Source organism: Chitinophaga varians, assembly GCF_012641275.1.
In the GTDB taxonomy this organism is placed as follows: domain Bacteria; phylum Bacteroidota; class Bacteroidia; order Chitinophagales; family Chitinophagaceae; genus Chitinophaga; species Chitinophaga varians_A.
In genome coordinates, this window is sequence record NZ_JABAIA010000001.1 from 1398502 (window position 1) to 1416081 (window position 17580).

Below are 17580 nucleotides of genomic sequence, written 5' to 3' on the forward strand. Positions count from 1 at the left end.
GGAATTATGCGAAAAAAGCAAAACAAACCTATGGTATCACCATCACCTTGCAGGTGTAGGCTACTTTCTGGGTGTCTTTATGGTAAAGCACCATGAAGTAGGTACCGGCAGGCAGGTCGCTCACGCTCAGGTCATTATCCTGGCGTACGTCATACTCGCGCATCACCTGGCTCCAGGTATCGCGGAGTTGCATCATCAGCGGGCCTCTTATGCCACGGATACGCACTTTGAACTTGCCATTGTTCGGATTGGGGAATACATCGATCTGTACAAACGGTGGTACAGCGCGGATTTCGGAATATACTTCCTTGCCGTTGCGGGAAACGGCTTTGATACGGTAGTAGGTCCAGCCGTCGTAGTCGTTGAGGTCCTGCATTGTATAGCTCAGCGGCACGCTGCTGTTGCCATTGAGTGCTTTGGTAGGTACCGTGGCTATACGGGAAAACGTTTCTTCCCTTTCGTAGCGGCGTTCCACTTCAAACAGCAGGTTGTTGACTTCGCGGCTGGTGGTCCAGTCGAGCTGCACCATAAGCGGTGCTATGCGATAGGCTTCGAAACTAAGGAAAATAGCAGGTTTAGATTTGCTGATCAGGGTTGTTTTGGCAAAATATTCGTTGTTCCCCAGGCCGGTGAAAACGCGCATATGCATCGTCGCCGGCGTAGCGAGGCCGTTAGTGGTGAGTGTACCGGGTTTGGGCAGGGTGGCCAGGTAAGGCACCTGGTCCCATACGCCGCCGGTGAAGCGGGTAATATAGCTGCTGTCGCGTGCAGCGGTATAGGCCGGCAGTTCATCCGCATCCATGTGTTGCAGGATCACAGTAGCTTCGCCGCCTGAGCCGGCGCGGGTGATCTGCCAGGTTTTGTTGACAAAGCTGTCCGGATAGGCGCGGCCGCTGATAGCGAGGCTGTACACGCTGTCATAGGCACGCACGCTGAACATGTCCATTGCGCCGTCCAGCAGGATGGCCGCCGGCGAATAGTTGTTGATGGTCGTTCCCACGGGGAAAACGACTTTATTGGCTGCATCCGTGACGCCTGCACGGTAGAGCGCGCCGCCAGCCACACCGGCGCCATTCACGACAAAACGCTGGTCACTGTACCCTGTGATGGTACCGGGATTATTTTCACCGACGAGGAGGTTCCAGCCATTGAGGAAAATATGCCCGTCTGTAAAATGCAGGTTGTTCCTGATTTTAAGATCGCTGAAATCATCAAGGAGCAGGCCGGCGCTGTTATTGATTTCGAGATTGGGAAAACTGCATCCCTGTTTGGTGGCGAGGCTGTAATTACCGAATACCAGCTGCCTTCCTACGTTGCCATACAGCGGGTTCTGGCCCATGAAGAGGAATTTGCCGCCGGTACCGGAGCGGCCATCGGCACTTTCATCGGGCAGCGTAGCAGCGTTGCCGTTAGTCCATTTTTTACTGAGGAAATACAGGGTAGCCGAAGGATTGGAGCCCAGGATACCGTTGTTGGTAAGGTCTGAAAAAACACCTGAGTTACCGGAAAGCCATACGGAAGCGCCATCAGGGATGAAGACACCCTGTTGCGCTGTTGCCGGCAAAATATATCCCAGCAGAAGTATGGCGATGGCGAGTAGCTGTTTTTTCAAAATAAGATTTATTGAATGACGGTGACGTTGAATTTGGTACCAGCAGGTATAGTGTAATTTGCTGTTCCGGCATTGGTAAAGTATACCTTGATTTGCGTGCTGCTAATCACCCTCGCCCAGCCTATCGCTACCGCCGTTGTCGTACCACTTGTAGGATTAAGATCGATTGTAGGATTAATGATCACATTAGCATCTGTACTCAGCGCAGGAACACCAGATGGCGCAGGAACAGTCACTACCAGTTGTTTTTGAAAGGCAACAGTACCGGTTATTGTAACCTGAAACTTATACATCCCATTCAATACTGTCCCATTCTGTCCCAATTTAAAATCACCATTTACGTCCAGGGCAGCCTGTGGATTGCTGGTGTTGATCCCTAATTCCTTATTGGTATTATCCCAGAAAAGGTTACCTGCATCCTGTGCTACTTCGGAAGTAGCGTCACTGGTACGATAACCAAACAGCAGGCCGCCGGGAGTAAAGGAGTTATCGCCGTAGGTTGTCACCATTTTGTACCATGGATTGGCAGGAGGGCCGGCATTTGCGCTCAACGGCTTCTGGCTGCCCTGCCATTCACGGATGGCCATCGTGTTTTTATCAAAATAAAGATGAGTAGTGTAGCTGCCTGACCTGAAAGCCAGCACGCTCCAGGCAAATGCACTGGTACCGCCGGGGCCATATTGTACCGTGCCGGCGTTCACCGGATCTGACGGGGACGGGCCTTGCCAGATTTTCATACGATAACGTTCATCAGGGGCGTCAGCATTACGGATATCCCTGGTCGCCAGGGTACCGTAAGAAGCGCCACCAGTAATATCTTCAGCTGGGGTATACATTTGGGTGGTGGCGTTCCATTTCAATACATCGCCATCGTTGGGAGCGGTAGTAGCGACGGGGTTGTTCTGGATTTTATTAGCGTTCCAGATATTTTTGGCGCTGTCCACGCTGATCTGCCAGGACCTGTCGGCGGAGAGGTCCTGTTCTCCGGCGGCACCGAAGTTAATGACACCGGAGCCCGCCACCAGTTTTATTTTGCGGGTGAGATAGGCATGTTGTGTAACGATCACATCGCCGGCGGCATTCAGTGACAGCACTTTAGTATTAGCGGCGCCGGGAGTAACAGCAGCCAGGCTGTTTAATGTAAGCTTGCCCATCAACAGTTGATTTCCCGACATTGTTGAGTTGCCGCCTACCTGCAGGTTCCCTCCTATACTTCCATCTCCACCGATATTAAATGTGGCGCCTGTTTGCAAAGCAGCATTGTTGTTGATGAAGTTGCCGGTAACCCCAGTTGGTGCTTTAGGTTCCCACTGTGTACCGTTGAACGTCAGTACCTGGTTGACAGTAGGCGCAGTAGTGGACACCGCTACAGACGACAATTTATTGGCGTTCCAGATAGCCGATCCATTGTCAGCGTCAATGGTAAAAGAAGGATTGGTGTTAAGGTTTTGGGTAGCCGTGGTAGTGGCTTTCATGCCAGTGCCGGCAGTCAGTGTGAGCTGAGTGGCTTTGGGCAGATAAAAGGATGCATAGTCACCTGCGACCGGAGCGATATTTCCCACAGCGTCGGGGGTGCGGGCGTTGAAAGTCAGCACACCGGTATTACTGATAACGCCGGCAGCACTGATATTGATACCATTACCGGCGGAGAAGGCGCTTCTTGCCCTGGCCTGCGTAAAATACAGGTTGGTAGTGCCTTCAGGGACGTTGTCCGTTGTGATGGACGAGAAGTCCGCCAGTTTTTTCCATGCTCCATTTGCTTTGATGTAAAGACATTTTTCTCCCGGGTCTGTTACATACACAAACATACCGTCGTTGGCGTTGAACAAAGCTCCGCCAGTGCTGATGGCACTTTTGGGCACCCTGTTCAGCAGCAGCCCCTGGTTGTCACTGTTGAGTTCCAGCAACGCTTCTTTTTTGATCAGTGTTGGCTGAAGCCCCAGTTTCATTTGTTGTGCAGTGGCCCGGGCAGAAAAAAGGAATCCCAGACCCAGTACGGGTAAATATCTTAAAACAGTCATCTTCATAAATTAATTACATGGAAGTTGGCAGGACCGGCAAAAGGCAGATAACGGTCAGGACTATACGTATATAAGCGTATACCCCTGACCGTTATTTCCTATTTTCTGATGATGAACCAGTTGGCTCCGTCAGATTGCAGGGTTACGAAAGTCCAGTCATTATAAATAAAGTAGTCTGTACCGTCTTCGATGTGTTCAGCAGCGGAGGCTGTCAGGATTTGCAGGGAATTGGTCAATGTTCCGCCAATTTTTTTGATGGTAACGATCCGTCCTTTTCTGGGACCTGCGGGGAGCAATGTTACAGTGAGATTGCCGCTGGTGCAGTTCATGAGGATGGTGTTATCATTATCCGTCATCACGTAACTAGCGTTCTGATTGGTGATGTTGAGCGACATAGAACCGGCTACCTGGAGGGTAGAGTTAGCAGTCGCTGTTGTATCGCCTACGATTACTTTCGTGCGAACAGCCATGTCATCGTTGAACTTTTTAGCACCTTTGAAAGTCTGACCGATATTGGTTACCAGACCTCTGTCGGCCACGAGGGAAGCAGAAGGAACGTGGAGGGTGAGCGTATTGGCAGCAGCGTCTTCAGCATAGTGTACATCCGGGCCGTCGGTACCGTTTGCAAATGTTCTGAAAGCAGCAGTAGGCAATGTCTTTTTAATTACTTCACCGCCGGTTCCCAGCATCAGCACGTCCGTATTGGCGTCTGTACCGGTAGCTACGCTGCCGAGGGTTACTTTTCCTTTCAGTTCGGTGGTAGTGCCTACCTGTAAGGATTTACCGATTACCGCGTCATCTTTCAGGCTGGAAGTACCGTTAACGGTCAGGCCAGAGCTGATAGTGCCGCCATTTTCCACGGTGATGCTGCCTTTGAAGGTTTTATTACCACCGATGTTCTGGGCAGTGGCTGTCAGCGCACCGGGATTGGTTTCGTCAGCTGCGTGGAGAGACAGGTATGGAGTACCCAGCGCGTCCGGGCTGATGCTGAGGCCAGACCCTGTGGAAGTAGGATTGAAGGTACCTATTACCAAAGCTTTAGCAGCTTTGTCGAGGCGGTCCCAGTCAGCTTTGGAAAGGAGACCGACTGTTTTGGTACCGTCCTGAGTAGCGATTGTCAGTTTATGATCATTGCCGGTAGAGTTGAAGGCATAGTCTGTACCGCCGGCAGTGGAGAGTGTTTGGTTAGGACCAGTGAGACCATTGATAGAGTTGATCGCAGAGGTGAAGGCTGTCTCGCTGATTTTACGGGAAGATACTTTTCCGCTGGTTGGGTCTACCAACAGCACATCTACACCGGCAGTCACCACGTCCAGTTTTTTCAGGAAGGCATAACCGTTGTCGATGATCAGACCTTCTACGCCCTGGCCTTTTAATACCAATGGCACGCTGCCTGCGTTGGTACCGATGAAGTTACCGGCTACCGCGTCGTTACCGGTCAGTTTCCAGTTGGCTGTTGCGTCTTTATCATTCGCCATTTTCTCCCAGGCACCGTTTCTTCTGATGTAGAGGCCTCTTTGGGTAACGTCAGTAGATTCGAGATAAACGATCATCCCATCCGGGGGAGTCAGTGCATCGATAGCAGTGAAAGAGGTCAGACGTGGAAGCAAGAGACCTTGTCTGTCAGATTCCAGTTCCAGTACGGAAGATTTGTTGATCTTGGTTGGCTGATTACCTACTTTAAGCTGAGCGTAGGTATCTGCTGCCAACAAGGTAAGGCTTCCCAGTAAAACACCGCGGAATGCGACTTGTAAAGATTTAGTCATTGGTATAAGGATAAATAGTTAAAATGATCTTCCAGCAGGCCGCGCATGGGAGCGGACTTGATTATTTTATGTGTGTTCGGTTATAAGGAAGTCAGAATAAAGATATAGGCAATTTTATAATATGTATAAGAGTCTGATGTATATCTAATTCTCATACAAAAAATAATAGAGGTCAATATTATTTCATGTGACAAAGGTATGTATTATGATTTTTTCAAAAATGACATTATTATGCTATATTTTATATTTTAATAATATTTTTTATACCTTCTTTTTGTGCGTGGCGAGGGCTTTGGCATCGATTCCAAAAGCCAGTGGGGACACGGGAAAGCGTGTATAGGCTGTTAACTTATCTTGAAAAAGAGGTGAGTTAACATTTTCATGTGAGAAAGGGGCGATTGCGGCAAGGGATTTCACAGTCTGTATCGGGGTCGAGGGAACAGAATTGAGTAAAAACGGGGAAAATGAGGCAAAAAGGTGAAAAACGGAGCGAAGAGATAACGAGGCAGGTAGATTTAGGAAGGCTAAATTGAAGAAAAAACAAGCAAATGAGACAAAAAAGAGAAAAACGGAGCAAAAGGTTGAAGTGAGGATGAGGAAGAAGGGATTGGAAAGATTTGGTGGGGCCAGGTATGAATGAGGATCAAAATTGAAGAAAAAGGCTAAAAAGGAGGCAAAAAGGAGAAAATGAGGCAAAGAGGTGGGAGAGGATGAGAGGTGATAGTAAAAGGCTGGCTGATTTATGAATGGGATTGAGGGGGCATGCGGTGGGCACACAAGCATGGTTAATCACAAGGAATAAAAAAACGGCCGCCTTTTACAGGCAGCCGTTTGTAGATAATTATATGCGTTGTTTTACTTACGCTTCAGATTTTTCTGATTTGCTTTTAGAAGAGTTGTTCTTCAGGGTGAACACCAGTTTCTGGTTTTCCTTGTCGAGGTCAGCGACGAGGATATCACCGTCATGGATGTTCATATTGAGGATTTCTTCTGCCAGCGGGTCTTCCAGGTATTTCTGGATGGCCCTGTGGAGTGGTCTTGCGCCGAACTGCTGGTCGTAGCCCTTGTCTGCCAGGAAGCCTTTTGCCTCGTCTGTCAGTTCCAGGCTGAAGCCCAGGTTATTGAGGCGTTTGAGCACGCTCTTCATGGTGATATCGATGATGGTATAGATGTGTTCTTTGCTCAGGGAGTTAAAGATGATCACATCATCGATTCTGTTCAGGAATTCCGGAGAGAAAGTCCGTTTCAGTGCTTTTTCGATCACTGATTTGGTGTTTTCCTCTTCGCTCATTGCCTTGGCAGAGGTGGTGAAACCTACGCCGGCACCGAAGTCTTTCAACTGGCGGGCGCCGATGTTGGAGGTCATGATGATGAGGGTGTTTTTGAAGTCCACCTTACGGCCGAGGCCATCGGTGAGGATACCGTCATCAAGTACCTGCAACAGGAGGTTATAGATATCCGGGTGTGCTTTTTCGATTTCATCGAGCAGGATCACGGAGTAAGGTTTGCGGCGTACTTTTTCAGTCAGCTGACCACCTTCTTCGTAACCTACATATCCCGGAGGCGCGCCAATGAGGCGGCTTACAGAGAATTTCTCCATGTATTCGCTCATATCGATACGGATGAGGGCTTCATCGGAGTCGAACATGTAGCGGGCCAGGGATTTGGCCAGTTCGGTTTTACCTACGCCGGTTGGGCCGAGGAAGATAAAGGTACCGATTGGTTTTTTCGGGTCTTTCAGGCCTACGCGGTTACGCTGGATGGCTTTAGTGACTTTGCTGATAGCATCGTCTTGTCCCACCACGGCGCCTTTGAGGTCTTCGCCCATGCGGCGGAGTTTCTCAGTTTCGGCCTGTACCATCCTTTTAACAGGGATGCCGGTCATCATGCTCACTACTTCCGCGATGGCTTCTTCATCGATCGGGTAGCGTTTATGCTTCACTTCTTCTTCCCACATGGCTTTAGCGCGTTCCAGGTCTTCACCCAGTTTCTTTTCAGTATCGCGCAGTGCAGCGGCTTCTTCGAAGCGTTGGCTTTTAACGACTTTATTTTTCTCCTGTTTGATATCTTCTATCTGTTTTTCCAGATCGAGGATATTTTGCGGCACATTGATGTTTTTCAGGTGAACGCGGGCGCCGACTTCATCGAGCACGTCGATGGCCTTATCGGGCAGCAGACGGTCGGTCATGTAGCGGTCGCTCAGTTTCACGCAGGCATCGATAGCAGCGTCGGAGTAGCTCACGTTATGGTATTCTTCATAACGGGGCTTGATGTTGTTGAGGATCTGTATGGTTTCGTCCACGCTGGGTGGTTCTACCATTACTTTCTGGAAACGGCGGTCCAGTGCGCCGTCTTTTTCGATATACATGCGGTATTCGTCCAGGGTGGAAGCGCCGATGCATTGGAGCTCGCCTCTTGCGAGGGCGGGCTTAAAGATGTTGGAGGCGTCCAGTGAGCCGGAAGCGCCGCCGGCGCCTACGATGGTATGAATTTCATCGATGAACAGGATCACGTCCCTGTTCTTTTCGAGTTCGTTCATGATAGCTTTCATCCTTTCCTCGAACTGGCCACGGTATTTGGTACCGGCTACCAGAGCAGCGAGGTCGAGGCTTACCACGCGTTTGTCGAACAGTACGCGGGACACTTTACGCTGCACGATGCGCAGTGCGAGGCCTTCCACGATGGCTGTTTTACCCACGCCGGGTTCACCGATCAGGATGGGGTTGTTCTTTTTACGGCGGGACAGGATCTGTGACACACGTTCAATTTCCTGTTCGCGGCCAACTATCGGGTCCAGGCTGCCGCTTTCAGCGAGCTTGGTGATGTCCCGGCCAAAGTTATCCAGTACGGGTGTTTTGGATTTGGTGTTGGTCTGTTTCGCTTTCGATGCAAAACTCTTCCGTTCGTCTTCAAACTCCTCTTCACCCGGATCATCGAATTCGGATTTAGGGTCGGCAGATTTTACAAAGCCCAGTTCGTTTTTAAAAGTATCGTAATCCACGTCAAATTGTTGTAAGATTTGAGTACAAACGTTTTCCTTGTTCTTGAGTATGGAAAGCATGAGGTGTTCGGTTTCCACGGTGGCGCTTTTCAGCGCTTTCGCTTCCAGTACCGTTACCCGGATGACTTTCTCAGCCTGTCTGGTGAGGGGTAGACTGTTAATATTGGCAATATTTTTTCCAGTCTTATCTTTAACAGCTAATTCTACTTCTTTACGTAATTCGTATAGGTCTACGTTTAAAGCCTGCAGAATCTTTACGGCCGTGCCTTCGCCTTCCCGGATAATACCTAACAGCAGGTGTTCAGTACCGATGAAATCATTCCCCAGGCGTAAAGCTTCCTCTCTGCTGAACGAAATGATCTCCTTAACTTGCGGTGAAAAATTCTGGTCCATTGTGAGAATATTAAATGATCAAAAACCCTTACGGGGGCTTGCTTATACAATAATAACGAATAATTCTGAACTTAGATTATCACGCTATTTACTTTAGATGAAGTTATTCCTTTTTTGAACTCAAACAACTTACACTTTAATAGTATAAGATTTATTTTTGTGTTGAAAGCGGGATAGCGTCAAAATTATTTACGAGGAAAAAGCGGCTTTTGTTTTTGATCTCCTTTTTATTTTAGTTTTTATAGGCTGGGTTTCCCTCTTTAAATTGATTTTTTAACTAAATGTATAAAACAACGTCCAACGCATGAAATTCAAAATTGATACCAAAGAAAAAATTGTTGTTTTTTGTCCTGAAGAACCTGCTTTGGATGCTAATTTGTCAGCCGATCTGATTTCCACGCTGGATTCCCTGCCGGAGCTGGAGACCCGCAATCTTATACTGGACCTGACATTGGTCGAAAAAAACGACCTTGCGGGCATGCAAGCCATTTTAACAGTATACCAAAACATGTATGACAAAGGCCGTTCCTGTGCGCTTACCGGCGTTAACAGTGCTTTAACAAAAGAACTGAAAGCCGAGGGTGGTGATATGCTGAATATTGCTCCCACGATGGCTGAAGCCATCGACCTGGTGATGATGGAAGAACTGGAGAGAGAGCTCCTGAACGGACTGGATTGATAAAAAGCGGCCCTGTTTCCGCCTGTAGCCGTCAAAAATGGTTAGGGCCAGAAGCAGGCAGCGAAACGTTTCACAATATGTTTGCAGTAACAATATTAGGTAATAACTCTGCTATCCCCACGCTGGACAGGCACCCCACCGCACAGATCGTTACCTGTGATGAACAGTTGCTGCTGGTGGATTGTGGCGAAGGCACCCAGCTTCGCATCGCACAATACCGCATCAAACGCAGCAAAATCAGGTATATTTTCATCAGTCACCTGCATGGCGATCACTATTTCGGGCTGATTGGCCTGTTGAACACCCTGAACCTGATGGGGCGGACAGAGCCCCTCAGCGTATATGCGCCACCGGAGCTGGAACCTATTATCCAGCTGCAGCTGGATTGCTCCGGCACACAGTTGCATTATGAGTTGTCTTTTGTGCCGCTGCAACCGGGTTACAGCGGTATCATCCTGGAAGACAAAGAACTGACTGTCAGCTGTTTTCCCACACAGCACCGGATTTCCTGTTTCGGTTTTTCTTTTACCATGCAGAAAAAGAAACGGAAGCTGATCCCTGAGCAGGCCAAGGCTTACGAGATACCTGCCGCCTATTATGGAAAACTACAGGAAGGCGCAGATTACACGCGAAAAGACGGCACCGTTGTCAAAAACGACTGGGTGACGTTGCCACCTGTTAAAGGCAAGCGGTATGTATACTGCGCCGACACTATATACGATCCCGAACTTCTCCCCTGGCTGAGAGAGGCAGACCTGGTGTATCATGAAACCACTTATCTGCATGACCTGGAGACCCGTGCAGCGGAGCGTTACCACAGCACCACCGTGCAGGCCGCCTCCCTTGCCGCTGCAGCGGATGCCAAAAGGCTGCTGATAGGGCATTTTTCTTCAAAATACACCGATTTGCAGCCTTTCCTTGAAGAAACGAGGCCTGTATTTGCGGCCACGGATATTGCCGAAGAAGGCGTTACTTACTACGTATAACAGAAAAAAGGCGAAGGAAATTCCTTCGCCTTTTTTCTGTTTAAATATTTCGATCCCTGTTTAGTATTGTTTCAGGTATTCACCAATCTGACGATAAAGCGCGTCAGTAGCGGGAACTACCGGCAGTCTGAAATAATTGCCGATAATACCGGCATGGCTCAGGAAAGCCTTGATGCCTGCAGGATTGTTTTCGGAGAACATCAGGTCAAAGCCCTGCATCATCTTGTAGTGCAGTGCGCGGGCAGCGGGGAAGTTATTCTCCAGTGCTGTTTTTACCAATGCTGAGAAGTCTTTCGCGAAATAGTTGGCCGCAACGGAGATAACACCGTCCATGCCACAACCCAGCTGGGCCAGCGCCAGGGCGTCGTCACCGCTGATCACGAGGAAATCTTTCGGTTTATCGCGGATGATCTGCATGCACTGCTGCATATCGCCGGACGCTTCTTTCATGGCCACAATATTTTCCACTTCCTGCGCGAGGCGGAGTGTGGTTTCCGCAGTCATGTTGCGACCGGTACGGCCGGGCACATTATAGAGGATAATGGGCTTGGGAGAAGCAGCAGCGATGGTTTTATAGTGCAGGTAGATACCTTCCTGTGTAGGTTTGCTGTAGTAAGGCGCTACGCTGAGGATAGCGGCAGCCTCGTCCAGCGGGCATTTTTCCAGTCTTTTTACCACATCACGGGTATTATAATCGCCGATGCCGACCACTACCGGCACCCGCTTCGACACCTTTTCGAAAGTGAATTTCATCAAATCCAGCTTTTCATCTGCAGAAAGCGTGGGCGTTTCGCCGGTGGTACCTAATGTTACCACATAGTCTACGCCACCCTCAATTACATAGTTGATGAGGTTTTCCAAAGCATTCCAGTCTATGCTTTCATCTGCTTTAAAGGGTGTTACTAAAGCCACCCCGGTGCCTTTTAACTGTTCCATGTGTGTTTTTACGGGAAAAAATAAAAATTAGAATTCCGAAGGCCGAAATTCTAATTTTTTATTGTGATCTCTAAATTTTTTTTAGTGTTCTTCGTAAAAGCCCATGCGGGAGAACTTATCGATCCTTTGCTCGATGCGTACATCGGGGTCGATTTTCTTCAGTTCTGCCAGTGTTTCCTTGATTTTAGTTTTCAGGATGGAAGCCATTTCGTCCGGGTTTACGTGGGCGCCGCCCAGTGGTTCACGGACAAGGCCGTCTACCAGGCCGAACTGGCTCATGTAATCGGAAGTAAGTTTCAGTTCTTCTGCTGCTTTTTCCTTGAAGTTCCAGCTACGCCAGAGAATGGTGGAGCAGTTTTCCGGAGAGATCACTGTATACCAGCTGTTTTCGAGCATCAGCACGCGGTCGCCGATGCCGATGCCGAGTGCGCCACCAGAGGCGCCTTCGCCGATGATGATGCAGATAACCGGCACACGGAGCTTTACCATTTCAAAGAGGTTGCGGGCGATGGCCTCTGCCTGGCCTCTTTCTTCCGCTTCCAGGCCCGGATAAGCGCCGGGAGTATCGATGAGGGTTACAATGGGCTTGTTGAATCTTTCCGCCAGTTTCATGAGGCGGAGCGCTTTACGGTAGCCTTCCGGGTTGGCCATCCCAAAATTCCTGAGCTGGCGCATTTTAGTGTTCACCCCTTTCTGCTGACCGATAAACATCACGGTTTCTCCATCCAGGTCAGCAAAGCCACCTACCATGGCTTTGTCGTCTCTCACATTCCGGTCGCCGTGCAGTTCCATAAAATTGGTGCACATTTTTTCGATATACGCCAAAGTATAGGGCCTATCCGGATGGCGGCTGAGCTGCACGCGCTGCCAGGCGGTGAGGTGGGTGTAGATGCTGAGACGGGTGTCTTCAATTTTCTGCTCGTATTCCTTCACAGTAGCAGAAACATCCACCCCGGACTTTTCACCATTCTCCTTCAGCTTAGCCAGCTGCTCATATAAATCCGCGATAGGTTTTTCGAAATCCAGGAATTGCATAAATAGTTTAATTGGTTAAAGATCGGGTGTAAAGATAGTGCTGAAAATTTTTTTTAAAAAAGATTTGCTTAATTGGAATCTTTGTTGCTATCTTTGCAATCCCAAAACGGAACAACACAACGTCTTGGGACACAGAAAGATAGCTGGTAAAACAGCGCATTTTTTTGGGAAAGGATTGGTAGTTCAGTCGGTTAGAATGCCGCCCTGTCACGGCGGAGGTCGCGGGTTCGAGTCCCGTCCAGTCCGCAAGGATTAAAGGAACAGACACAAGTCTGTTCCTTTTTCTTTTCTCTTTTCAATATCGGGCAGGTTCCAGAGCGGCCAAATGGGGCGGACTGTAAATCCGCTGTCTTTCGACTTCATAGGTTCGAATCCTATCCTGCCCACGCTAAAAAGCCTTCTGACGCAAGTTCAGGAGGCTTTTTCCATTTTATGGCCGTTTGCAGTTTACATCCCTCCCATTACTGCAAATTCTTTTGTTTCCCGGGTGATAATTGAAAGCCACAGGTATTAATTGTTCAAATGCGTTCTCTCATTTATCAACAAAAAACATCTGTAAACATGAAAAAACAAACGAAAATTATTCTGTGTATCCTTTCAGTTACCTTGATCGGGTTCTGCCTGTATCATTTCCTTGGGTAAACCATATAATCGTACACCATGAAAGAAAGCATCAATGTATGGGGCATTAAGGAATATGAAGGCGATGGCGTCAGCTGTCCCATTATTCCCGCAAACCTGCCGTGGTATAAAAAAGCAGCGCTTACCTTTTTCAGGTTTGGCATATGCCCTGCTTGTATTGTTATGAGCCTGGGTTATAGTGTCCGGAGATCCTTCAGGGGTAAAAACAGTGTATAAACGGCCGGTTTCACCCCCCAACCATCCGGAGGAATAGTGGATAACTATTCCTCTTTTTATTTTTTCAAATAAAGTACCGCCATTTCGTGCGGCCAGCAACGTTACCCGGGAACATATAAATTCAAAAAAATTCAGAAGATATATTATATTAGTAACGCCAAAAAAGAGGTCAACCAAAATTTTCTGTACGGTGGCACTGACCATACCACCAGTATACTGTTCGGAATGTCCTTTACCCACGGGCATTTTTTAAATGCAAAACATGAATTGTTGATAATCCTTATACTGCTTTTTTATGAAGAACTATGTAAACAGGTTTGTTAAATCACTCGGCATTCTCTTTGTCCTGCTGTATTTTATCTTTATGCTTCCTGCGTTGGTGCTGGGACAGGACCCTAACGGCAATTCTACATTTAACGTGATTGCGCCCTCTCCCACTGCTGCTGCTATGGATAAATTTGCATTGGTGCCGGTAGGTTATTATACCGGTGTTCCCAATATCAACATACCGGTTTTTACGTATACCATTCCCCGTTTGAACTATCATTTGGCTATTGATATGAGTTATCATTCAGGTGGTATCAAAGTAGACGAGATGCCTTCAAATGTAGGCATTGGCTGGTCATTAGGGGCAGGGGGATCTGTTAACCGGAGCACAGTAGGCCTTCCGGATGATTACCCTTCCGTTGGCTTTATGTATGCGCCTCCCTTTAACCAAACCAAACAGATGCTGGAGAGGTATTCTTTTGGCCAGGAAGACAGTGAGCCGGATGTCTTTACTTTCAACTTCAATGGCATTTCCGGAAAATTTTATATCGGGAAAAGAAAAAACAATGTCAATCAAATTATGCTGGCTACCCGGTCGGGCGTGAGGATAGAACTGTTGCGCAGTGGTCTTCCCGCAAACGACAGCCCTATAGACGGCTTTATCATTACGAATACCGACGGTGTAAAATATGTCTTCGATGTGAAAGAAACTACTGCCACACGTTATACCAACCTTGGCGATGTGACCTATACCTCGGCCTGGCATCTCTCTAAAGTGGTCCTGCCGGTACCAGGCATAAGCATTCTTTATGAATATGAGGGATATCATTCAGTATATACTACCGGCATCTCCCAAACCCGGGAATATCTCCTGAAATTCAATATACCCGGAGACAATCCGGCGGAGAACTTCAGGACATCAACCGGTAGCGTTGATATATACGGTAAAAGGATTTCCAGGATAGTATTGCCGGGAAACAGGGATGTCCGGTTTAAATATGGAAATGCCAGGACAGACCTTCCCGGAGACCAGCAGCTGGACAGCATCATCTATGACACGCGCAACCAAAGAGGTGTGAAACTTAATTACGACTATTCTGTCGGCAACAGGCTAACCCTTACCAGCGTACAGGAATTTGCGGGCAGCCAACAGAAACCAGCCCACGTCTTTACCTATAATCCAGGTTTACCCGCCAGATTATCCTATAGCCAGGACCACTGGGGATACCATAATGGAAAAAACAATGTAACCCTGATACCAAAGCTGGAAGACTTTGAAAAATATATATTCGCTAACACCGGTACAGGAACGCCTCCTGCCAATTCAACACTGGCCGGCGACCGGAGCGTAGACTCGACCGCAGCGCTGGCAGGATTACTTAACAAAATAACCTACCCCACAGGAGGGACAACCACCTTCGAATATGAGCCTAACCGGGTATCAGACACCATCATGCGCCGATACTACCGGAGCAAGACAGAATCTACTTTCCTGAATGGATATGAAACAACCCGAAGCAAAGTATTCTCTATTTATAACGACAGACAGGCCGGAGCAATTGATTTCACCTTTTACTTTCGCGACTATCCCTATGGGCTGGACACACGTTTTGCATTTGCATTCGATATAAAGAGCCTCGATGGGACCAAAACTTATGGCTCTGCCACCTTTGGCTATAGTGATACTAATGGGAAGACGGTGGTCCGCAGCAACTTACTGAGCATGCCAGCCGGACAGTACCAGATCGTATGGAGCTCCACCTACACAGATCCGCTGGACAACCCATTCACCTTCTCTTTAAAATGGAATGAGATCGTGCCGGATTCCATGATAATACCCAGCTTTCTCACCGGCGGATGCAGGATAAGAAAAATCGAGGTCCTAGATGGTTTTACCAATGTTATACAGTCACGCAGCTTCAGGTATGTTCAGGAAGATGGCATTACCTCTTCAGGGGTAATGGGCAAGCTTCCTGTTTATGACCGTATCTATGACACCAGAAAATACAAAATTACAGAGGTAGGAGGCCAGCCTGTTAAAAACTTAAGTACTGCCACCTACTTCACCAGGGCCAGCAATCCTACCCAGGCTATGCTATACACATCCGGCAGCCCGATTGGTTACCAAAGAGTGGAAGAAATACTTCCCAATGGAAAAAACGTGTACAAATACTCTTCTTTCAAAGATTCGCGATCTAATGTAGAGAATCTGTTCCCTAACCCTCCCGCCTATCTGAAAGACTGGGAACTGGGGCTGCAGAAAGAAATGTATGCATATGACACCAACGGTAAACTGGTAAAAAAGGTCCTTTCCTACTATCAAACTCCCGCCATGGCCAGCGAGCCAGGTACACTTGATGCACTCAAAGCAGCACAGGACAAATTCGCATACGACGATGGCAGAGACCCTTCCGGTGAAACATTTGTATACATGGAGTACCCCACTCCCATGGGATGTGCATTACAAGACAGTACCGTTCAGACAGTTTACACGTCCACAGGAGATTCCATCGTTAACCGGACTCATTACACTTACGAGTCTTTCGACGCCTTCCGGCATTATCAACCCTTATCCATTGCAGAAGAGATCAGCGACGGATGGAAAAAATCCTATTTCGCTTACCCTACGGATTACACTGCCGGCACAGCTTTCATCGACAGCATGGTCAATAAAAATATTCTAATCCTGCCGGTAGAACAAGTGAGTACAAAGAACAATAGAATCACGTCGGGCAGCGCCACACATTACAACCCGGCAAATCCAGGCATGCCTGCTCAAACATACCGGCTGGAAACAGACCAGGGCATTCCTTATGCCAGCTTCAAGTTTTCCAATCAGTTACCTGGCGTACTTCCGGCAGGCAACAAATCCGCTTTTGTAAAAGACAGCCGCTATCAACCGGAAAACACGGTGACTACCGGAGACGCCGGCTGCATCCTCTCAGTCCAGAAAAACAACGATATTCCCGTATCCTATCTGTGGGGATATCAACAGCAATTCCCTGTAGCCCGCATTACCGGCGCCACCTATACGCAGGCAGCTTCGCTGGTGGACCTGAACGTACTGAACAACCCCGCCAGTGATCAACAACTCAGGAGCGAACTAAACAAACTGAGAACAGGTCTGAACAACGCTACCGTCAGCACGTACACCTATGACCCATTACTGGGAGCAACAAGTGAGACAGACCCTTCGGGTAAAACTGTTTATTACGAATATGACACATTTGGCCGCCTGAAACTGATCAAAGACATAAATGGTAAAATTGTAAAGCAGTTCGACTACCAATACCAGGTACCTGCCGCCCAATAGCAACACGGGGCATGCCTCTCATAACAATATCGTCAGGCATGCCCCGTTTTTCTTAATACTCCCTTAATACAAATTCTTTTTCTTTGCAGTCAACACCACGATAACAATATGCCGCATGAGGACATTTCAGGCCCGATAGACCGATGGCTGCAGGGAGATGATACCGCTTTTGAAGCGGTATTTCATTATTACCGCCAAAGGCTGCTGCGTTACACTTTCCGTTATCTCAAAAACGAGACGGATGCCGAAGACCTCACCACAGACATACTGGTCAAAGTCTGGCAGTGCCGGCAGTCCGTCACTAACCCCGCTACTTTTGAAAACTACCTGTTTACCATTGCCCGCAACCGTGTTATCAAAGCATGGCAGAAAAAAGTAGACCACCTGTTTTCCCTTGATGCAGGCGGAGAAGCCACCGATCCGGCCACAGCCAATGACCCTGTGCTGTATGGAGAATTAATGCGTCATTACCAGGAAAGTCTTGCCGGCCTTCCCGAGCAACGGCGCCGGATATTCCTGTTGCACCGGGAACAAAACCTCACTTACAAGGAAATCGCCCAACAGTTGAACATCTCCCCAAAAACAGTAGAAAACCAGATCTCCGCCACATTAAAACAATTACGCACACAACTCGCCCAACATCTGGCCTCCATCATTTTATAGCCAGTGTTAATAAATTGTTACGCCATAGGGGAATATTAACGCGGAGGGAT

General features: G+C 48.2%; 11 protein-coding genes and 2 tRNA genes. 6 read left to right on the top strand and 7 right to left on the bottom strand.

Annotated elements, in window-relative coordinates; translation table 11 throughout:
• Window positions 1-28: 28 nt before the first annotated feature.
• From HGH92_RS05675 to HGH92_RS05690, 4 genes are all read right to left on the bottom strand, one after another.
• Window positions 29-1612, bottom strand: coding sequence for a T9SS type A sorting domain-containing protein (locus tag HGH92_RS05675; protein ID WP_168869775.1), 1584 nt, complete (start codon window positions 1610-1612; stop codon window positions 29-31).
• An 8-nt stretch (window positions 1613-1620) separates the two neighbouring features.
• A complete protein-coding gene (locus HGH92_RS05680) occupies window positions 1621-3633 on the bottom strand; it encodes a hypothetical protein (protein WP_168869776.1) in 2013 nt (670 codons plus the stop codon).
• Window positions 3634-3731: 98 nt separating this feature from the next.
• Window positions 3732-5399, bottom strand: a complete 1668-nt coding sequence (locus HGH92_RS05685) for a hypothetical protein (RefSeq protein WP_168869777.1) — start codon at window positions 5397-5399, stop codon at window positions 3732-3734.
• Window positions 5400-6258: 859 nt separating this feature from the next.
• Window positions 6259-8793, bottom strand: coding sequence for an ATP-dependent Clp protease ATP-binding subunit (locus HGH92_RS05690; RefSeq protein WP_168810692.1), 2535 nt, complete (start codon window positions 8791-8793; stop codon window positions 6259-6261).
• Between the two features lie 304 nt (window positions 8794-9097).
• Between HGH92_RS05690 and HGH92_RS05695 the strand changes: the two genes are divergently transcribed.
• Together HGH92_RS05695 and HGH92_RS05700 are read left to right on the top strand one after the other, a co-directional pair.
• A complete protein-coding gene (locus HGH92_RS05695) occupies window positions 9098-9472 on the top strand; it encodes an STAS domain-containing protein (protein ID WP_168869778.1) in 375 nt (124 codons plus the stop codon).
• A gap of 77 nt (window positions 9473-9549) precedes the next feature.
• Entirely contained in the window at window positions 9550-10458 is a 909-nt protein-coding gene (locus HGH92_RS05700) for a ribonuclease Z (protein ID WP_168869779.1), read from the top strand.
• Between the two features lie 60 nt (window positions 10459-10518).
• Here the strand turns inward: HGH92_RS05700 and dapA are convergent, their stop codons facing one another.
• Both dapA and HGH92_RS05710 read right to left on the bottom strand, forming a co-directional pair.
• Window positions 10519-11394 carry a 4-hydroxy-tetrahydrodipicolinate synthase gene (dapA, locus tag HGH92_RS05705; RefSeq protein WP_168869780.1) on the bottom strand — a complete coding sequence of 292 codons (876 nt, stop codon included), beginning with the start codon at window positions 11392-11394 and terminating at the stop codon, window positions 10519-10521.
• Window positions 11395-11475: 81 nt separating this feature from the next.
• The gene (locus HGH92_RS05710) at window positions 11476-12429 is read right to left on the bottom strand and encodes an acetyl-CoA carboxylase carboxyltransferase subunit alpha (RefSeq protein WP_168869781.1); all 954 of its coding nucleotides are present in this window, start codon (window positions 12427-12429) and stop codon (window positions 11476-11478) included.
• Window positions 12430-12601: 172 nt separating this feature from the next.
• Between HGH92_RS05710 and HGH92_RS05715 the strand changes: the two genes are divergently transcribed.
• Window positions 12602-12675: transfer RNA gene (locus tag HGH92_RS05715), tRNA-Asp, on the top strand.
• Between the two features lie 57 nt (window positions 12676-12732).
• Window positions 12733-12815: transfer RNA gene (locus HGH92_RS05720), tRNA-Tyr, on the top strand.
• A gap of 211 nt (window positions 12816-13026) precedes the next feature.
• Here the strand turns inward: HGH92_RS05720 and HGH92_RS05725 are convergent.
• Entirely contained in the window at window positions 13027-13527 is a 501-nt protein-coding gene (locus HGH92_RS05725; RefSeq protein WP_168869782.1) for a hypothetical protein, read from the bottom strand.
• A gap of 55 nt (window positions 13528-13582) precedes the next feature.
• On the opposite strand from HGH92_RS05725, the gene HGH92_RS05730 reads away from it, so the two are divergent.
• Together HGH92_RS05730 and HGH92_RS05735 are read left to right on the top strand one after the other, a co-directional pair.
• Window positions 13583-16867: an RHS repeat protein gene (locus HGH92_RS05730; protein ID WP_168869783.1), complete on the top strand. Its 3285-nt coding sequence runs from the start codon at window positions 13583-13585 to the stop codon at window positions 16865-16867.
• Between the two features lie 108 nt (window positions 16868-16975).
• Window positions 16976-17530 (top strand): RNA polymerase sigma-70 factor, encoded by a 555-nt coding sequence (locus HGH92_RS05735; protein WP_168869784.1) that lies wholly within the window; start codon window positions 16976-16978, stop codon window positions 17528-17530.
• Window positions 17531-17580: the final 50 nt, after the last annotated feature.

Excerpts from the sequence above, each read along its gene's own strand:
- HGH92_RS05695 (WP_168869778.1), top strand. The coding sequence starts at position 9,098 with ATGAAATTCAAAATTGATACCAAAGAAAAAATTGTTGTTTTTTGTCCT.
- HGH92_RS05710 (WP_168869781.1), bottom strand. The coding sequence starts at position 12,429 with ATGCAATTCCTGGATTTCGAAAAACCTATCGCGGATTTATATGAGCAG.
- HGH92_RS05735 (WP_168869784.1), top strand. The coding sequence starts at position 16,976 with ATGCCGCATGAGGACATTTCAGGCCCGATAGACCGATGGCTGCAGGGA.
- HGH92_RS05700 (WP_168869779.1), top strand. The coding sequence starts at position 9,550 with ATGTTTGCAGTAACAATATTAGGTAATAACTCTGCTATCCCCACGCTG.
- HGH92_RS05690 (WP_168810692.1), bottom strand. The coding sequence starts at position 8,793 with ATGGACCAGAATTTTTCACCGCAAGTTAAGGAGATCATTTCGTTCAGC.
- dapA (WP_168869780.1), bottom strand. The coding sequence starts at position 11,394 with ATGGAACAGTTAAAAGGCACCGGGGTGGCTTTAGTAACACCCTTTAAA.
- HGH92_RS05730 (WP_168869783.1), top strand. The coding sequence starts at position 13,583 with ATGAAGAACTATGTAAACAGGTTTGTTAAATCACTCGGCATTCTCTTT.
- HGH92_RS05680 (WP_168869776.1), bottom strand. The coding sequence starts at position 3,633 with ATGACTGTTTTAAGATATTTACCCGTACTGGGTCTGGGATTCCTTTTT.
- HGH92_RS05685 (WP_168869777.1), bottom strand. The coding sequence starts at position 5,399 with ATGACTAAATCTTTACAAGTCGCATTCCGCGGTGTTTTACTGGGAAGC.